Source organism: Shigella sp. FC1544, assembly GCF_001722145.1.
GTDB lineage: Bacteria > Pseudomonadota > Gammaproteobacteria > Enterobacterales > Enterobacteriaceae > Escherichia > Escherichia coli.
Map to the genome: position 1 here is coordinate 1 of NZ_MECT01000153.1, position 4,492 is coordinate 4,492.

Genomic DNA, 4,492 nt, shown 5'->3' on the forward strand with positions numbered 1-4,492 from the left:
AGCAGGCGCTGGAGTTCTTTAATCTGCTTCATGGCGGCAGCAAGTTCAGAGGCAGGAACAACCTGTTCTCCGGCGGCCACAGCAGTAAGACTTCCTTCCTGGTATTGCTTACGCCAGAGAAATAACTGGCTGGCTGCTACACCATGTTGCCGGGCAACGAGGGAGACCGTCATCCCCGGTTCAAAGCTCTGCTGAACAATTGCGATCTTTTCCTGTGTGGTACGCCGTCTGCGTTTCTCCGGCCCTAAGACATCAATCATCTGTACTCCAATGACTAGTCTAAAAACTAGTATTAAGACTATCACTTATTTAAGTGATACTGGTTGTCTGGAGATTCAGGGGGCCAGTCTACCCACTGACACTACCGGTGAGTTTAACGATACCTTCCATTTGACTGGCTCACTTTTTATGATGATGCCGGTGCATTTATCTCCAGCACCAGACTTTCTATCTCAACGCCATACGCTGCATTTTTGGTAATATCCGTCAGCGTCAGCGCATTCAGCCCCAGTGTCAGACTGTCTTTTATGACCTGGAATGCCGGGCCAGCCACTCCATTCAGTTTCGGAGTAACCGTGGCACTGCCGGCGGTGAACACCAGCTCCAGCGTCTGCCAGTCGTTACTGTAATTCCCGAACTCGCCCAACTTTGTGTTTCCGGCTTTCTTGTGATGCATCAGATTCAGTTTGCCGTCTGTGGTCTGGGTGAAGAACGACATCAGGAACGGGTTACCAGTCCCGGTCATCGCCACGACGTCAGGTAACGCTACATCGGTATACAGATAAATTCCCAGACCGAACTGGTTGTTGGTCAGTGCGCCTGACAGTCGAAACTTACAGCTCAGTCTGCCACCCCGTGTCAGCAGGGAGACTGCGTCATCCACCGGATGCATCAGGGACCAGGTTTTATTGCTCTGCTTGGTAACCTTAAACACACCATCTTCCAGCGCAACACTGCCGCCGGTGATGGTCCAGCCCTGCGCAGCAGCCTCTCCGGCTGTCGGCAGCAGGGAGACTGTACGAACGGATGTGTCACCATCAGACGGCCCCGATGGCGTGTCGCCGCCGGGCGAGGGTTTAATCTCCGGTGCGGTACCGCTGATGAAGGCGCTGGTTCGACCAACTGCGTTCAGAATAGCGGTTGCCAGGCGATCCGAAATAATGCCCCTGCGCGCCCATGAACTGAAATGTGTCGGACGATTTGACGATACCCAATTACCATTACTACGGGATTGCGCGCCGTAATAACCTGCATCAGCAATATCCGGGTCTTCTGCCGGTAAGTTGGTGGGCGTGTTGTTGCCGTTACCGTCGGTCATGAACGGCACAAAGAAAACGTTGTCGCTCTCCCTGTTTTTGTACGCGCCGTAGACGGAGTCATACTGTGTGCCGTATGTGTTTTTCCAGTAATACGTCGTGTCGCCACAAATCCACGGTACAACTGCAGCACTGCCGCCATGGCACTGCGCGTTAAATCCGGAAAGGTCAGTACGGAACTGCTTCAGCATGGCCGTGAACAGGTCCGGTTGCTGTGCGTAGGTGGCAGCGCTCATGTCAAATTCGCCCTGCATCCAGCACACCGCCAGCAACACATTTTTCGGGTTCTTCTGTAATGCCGCTTTGGTGCGTGCGATCAGGTCCTGATATAACGGTTTACCCACACCCCAGCGTGCCGAATCCTGGCTGGCCCCCGTGTCCGCACTGAATGTCCCCTCCGCGCCCTGGGTGAATGCCGAACCACCACGACAGCATGGTACCAGCAGGATCCCCGCGTTATTCGGGATATACGGAAGCAGTTTTTTGGCAATATGTAAGCCCTGGCCGACACAGCCGTACTGCCCTTTGCTCAGGTCTGCCTTCGGATGATTCAGTGCGCTCATATCCTGAACATCATGCAGGCAGTGGTCTGCCGGAATGATGTCGTTAAATGCGCATGCTTTACCACCGGGAGTCACTGTGTTGCGACGGGCCAGTTGCTTAATACGTGGGTGGGGCGCATCGTAAGAATCCGGAAGCGGAAGCCCTTCACCGTAAGCCATGGCATTGGATTGCCCGGCCAGTACGATGACGTAGTACCACTCCGGCTCAGTTGCACCACTGACGACCACATCACCTTCTGCTGCAATCGCCTGCATCAGGGTATAAGGGGTTATGGCCACCGGACTACCAAACGGCTGCCAGCCCTCTTTCAGTTTATGTGTCAGCTTTTCCGCAAGATCTGACGGCGACGCCGCCCTGACAACATCATAGTGTTTAAATGCCATGGTTCTTTCCACCATCTGAAAAATGATTCTTTAAAATACCTGACATGTAATACAGAAAAAAACAAAACCATACCTTAAATAAAAACCTCATCATCAAGCAGATATGCATGGATAAACTACAAGACGAGATATAAACCACCATGCATTTAAATAAACAATAAACAACATCAGAAAAATAATTCTGCTCTATGGTTTACAATCAAAAATATCATTTATACTTTTCAGAACATCACCAGCAAGACATAAACAAGGAAACTAAATGAAGTGGATTGTGATTGATACAGTTATCCAGCCATCATGCGGAATATCTTTTTCAGTCATATGGAGTAAAATAAAATTAATAATCTGGTATCAATCGGATGCTTTCTTACCTCCTGAAAGTATATTTACACTGACTCACACAGGCATCATGCTCAATAACAAAGTGCTACCTGTAACCATTTACAACGTAGTGCCATTCAATAAAACATTCTGGAATTTAATCAAAAACAGCCAGGAATGCCCTACAAATACAGATAACGTATTGAATGAATGCTTTAATAACCGTTGCACTCTGCAAATATGTCCTTATGGACTAAAACAACAAAGTCCATAAGGAGTTTACTCACATCTGACAAAATCAATATAAACAGCCCCTCCGGAGAGGGGCTGGAGAGTGGCGCTATGTGCCATTGCATGGTGCCGGGTGCCTCCCGGTGAATTCAGTACCAGCACCTGAATCCGCGATTATCCCATATACCTACTCGCTGATTGCCCCTCCGCACAGGGGGATTCACCATGCGAAATTTTTTAACAAACTTCCCGCTGGCCAGACAATAATCGCCAGCCTGAATTATGAGCAACGTAGCATTTTACGGGAAAACTGTTTTCTGCAGTAAAAAGGCCCGCCGGAGCGAGCCTGGAAGGATAGCGGTCATGTGATGCCGGTTTCCCGGTAACTCAGCATCGGTATCTGAGTCAACGTTTTCTCTACTGGGTCATTTCCGATACGTTCCGCCTTCCGGCAGACTTTCATCACGTCAGAAAATATAGCACCCTGAGTAACAGGACAGTACTCAGAATTCAGGAAACTGTGACACATCCTGCACAGAAAAGCCCCTCCGGAGAGGGGCTGAAGTATAGCCTAATTTCTGTCTGTCGCATGGTGCCAGGTGCCTCCCGGTAAATTCAGCCTGTCTACTGAATTTGCATGTTCTCTGGATCATACACTTTGCCAGATGCCCCGCCGCTGAGGGGGATTCACCATGCGATGTAATTTTTAACAAATTCTCCGGCAGCCAGACAATCATCAAGCTGTGGAATTGTGAGGTATTTAAAAATTTCAACGGGTAACTGATACCCTGCTAATCGCCTGATGCTTTCTTTTTCAGCAACGGGAAAGCAACAACCACCACACCCGCCACCAAAACATCATCAGACAGCACCGACATTATCCGGCTGCTGAAGTCCACCATCACCACCAGAAACAACAGGAGTGCAACCACAGCTGCTTAGAAGGCAATTGCTCTGTCCGGCTGAGCTAACAACGCAGAATACCGATAAATGGACCGCCATCGAGAACTCGAACCCCGCGCAACCAGCTTCGAAGGCTGCGCTCTATCCCGATGAGCTAATGGCGGTATGTGATGGTGGCCCTTGCTGGATTTGAACCAGCGACCTGGCGATTATGAGTCGCTCGCTCTCACCACTGAGCTAAAGGGCCGGGAGCCGCATAATAACGACGCGTAATTAATTCTGCAATATCATCCGTTCTGGCTGACTAAATCCTGTACTTCCCGAACCGTCTGCTCAAAACGTCCGGTCTCCAGCTCAACGCCAATCGCACGACGCCCGAGCGCCAGTGCCGCTTTTACCGTTGAACCTGAGTCCATAAAAAAATCTGCAACCAGGTCACCCGGACGACTGCTTGCGCTGATTATCTGCTGCAGCATTTCTGCCGGTTTTTCGCACGGATGTTTCCCGGGATAGAACTGCACCGGTTTATGTGTCCACACATCCGTGTACGGCACCTGCGCCGTCACACCAAAATACCGCCGCAGATGCTTATATTCACTCTGCAGCTCCACATACTGCCGGTTCAGTGACGTATACGTATCCACCAGCTGGTGGTGGGGCTTTTCCAGTTCACCGCGCTGATGTTTCTCTTCTGCCACCCGGGCAAACAGCGACTGTAATTTCAGATAATCGCTTTCGTTCGGTAGCTGCCACTGACTGGCACTGAACCAGTGC

Annotated in this window: 5 protein-coding genes, 2 tRNA genes and 1 pseudogene; 2 read left to right on the forward strand and 6 right to left on the reverse strand. The window is 50.4% G+C overall.

Annotated elements, in window-relative coordinates:
• Positions 1–260, reverse strand: a 260-nt coding sequence (locus tag BGK49_RS09770) for a transposase (RefSeq protein WP_000567716.1), incomplete at its 3' end; no start/stop codon positions are given.
• Positions 261–406: 146 nt separating this feature from the next.
• A complete protein-coding gene (locus BGK49_RS09775) occupies positions 407–2,263 on the reverse strand; it encodes an SASA family carbohydrate esterase (RefSeq protein WP_000874316.1) in 1,857 nt (618 codons plus the stop codon).
• Between the two features lie 259 nt (positions 2,264–2,522).
• Here BGK49_RS09775 and BGK49_RS09780 point away from each other — a divergent pair, with 259 nt between their 5' ends.
• Together BGK49_RS09780 and BGK49_RS30985 are read left to right on the forward strand one after the other, a co-directional pair.
• On the forward strand, positions 2,523–2,858 hold the full coding sequence (locus BGK49_RS09780) for an anti-adapter protein IraM (RefSeq protein ID WP_000871291.1): 336 nt from the start codon (positions 2,523–2,525) through the stop codon (positions 2,856–2,858).
• A gap of 70 nt (positions 2,859–2,928) precedes the next feature.
• A pseudogene (locus tag BGK49_RS30985) lies at positions 2,929–3,054 on the forward strand (hypothetical protein); the annotation flags it as partial.
• A 552-nt stretch (positions 3,055–3,606) separates the two neighbouring features.
• Here BGK49_RS30985 and BGK49_RS26225 read toward each other — a convergent pair.
• From BGK49_RS26225 to BGK49_RS09795, 4 genes are all read right to left on the reverse strand, one after another.
• Entirely contained in the window at positions 3,607–3,717 is a 111-nt protein-coding gene (locus BGK49_RS26225; protein WP_046891796.1) for a DUF3927 family protein, read from the reverse strand.
• An 89-nt stretch (positions 3,718–3,806) separates the two neighbouring features.
• Positions 3,807–3,882, reverse strand: a tRNA-Arg gene (locus BGK49_RS09785).
• A 7-nt stretch (positions 3,883–3,889) separates the two neighbouring features.
• A tRNA-Ile gene (locus BGK49_RS09790) sits at positions 3,890–3,965 on the reverse strand.
• A 40-nt stretch (positions 3,966–4,005) separates the two neighbouring features.
• Positions 4,006–4,492: site-specific DNA-methyltransferase (locus BGK49_RS09795; RefSeq protein WP_146628127.1), on the reverse strand; the 487-nt coding region annotated here is incomplete at its 5' end.

Bases quoted from the DNA above. Each gene is read 5' to 3' on its own strand.
- BGK49_RS09780 (WP_000871291.1), top strand. From the start codon at position 2,523: ATGAAGTGGATTGTGATTGATACAGTTATCCAGCCATCATGCGGAATA.
- BGK49_RS26225 (WP_046891796.1), bottom strand. From the start codon at position 3,717: ATGGTGGACTTCAGCAGCCGGATAATGTCGGTGCTGTCTGATGATGTT.
- BGK49_RS09775 (WP_000874316.1), bottom strand. From the start codon at position 2,263: ATGGCATTTAAACACTATGATGTTGTCAGGGCGGCGTCGCCGTCAGAT.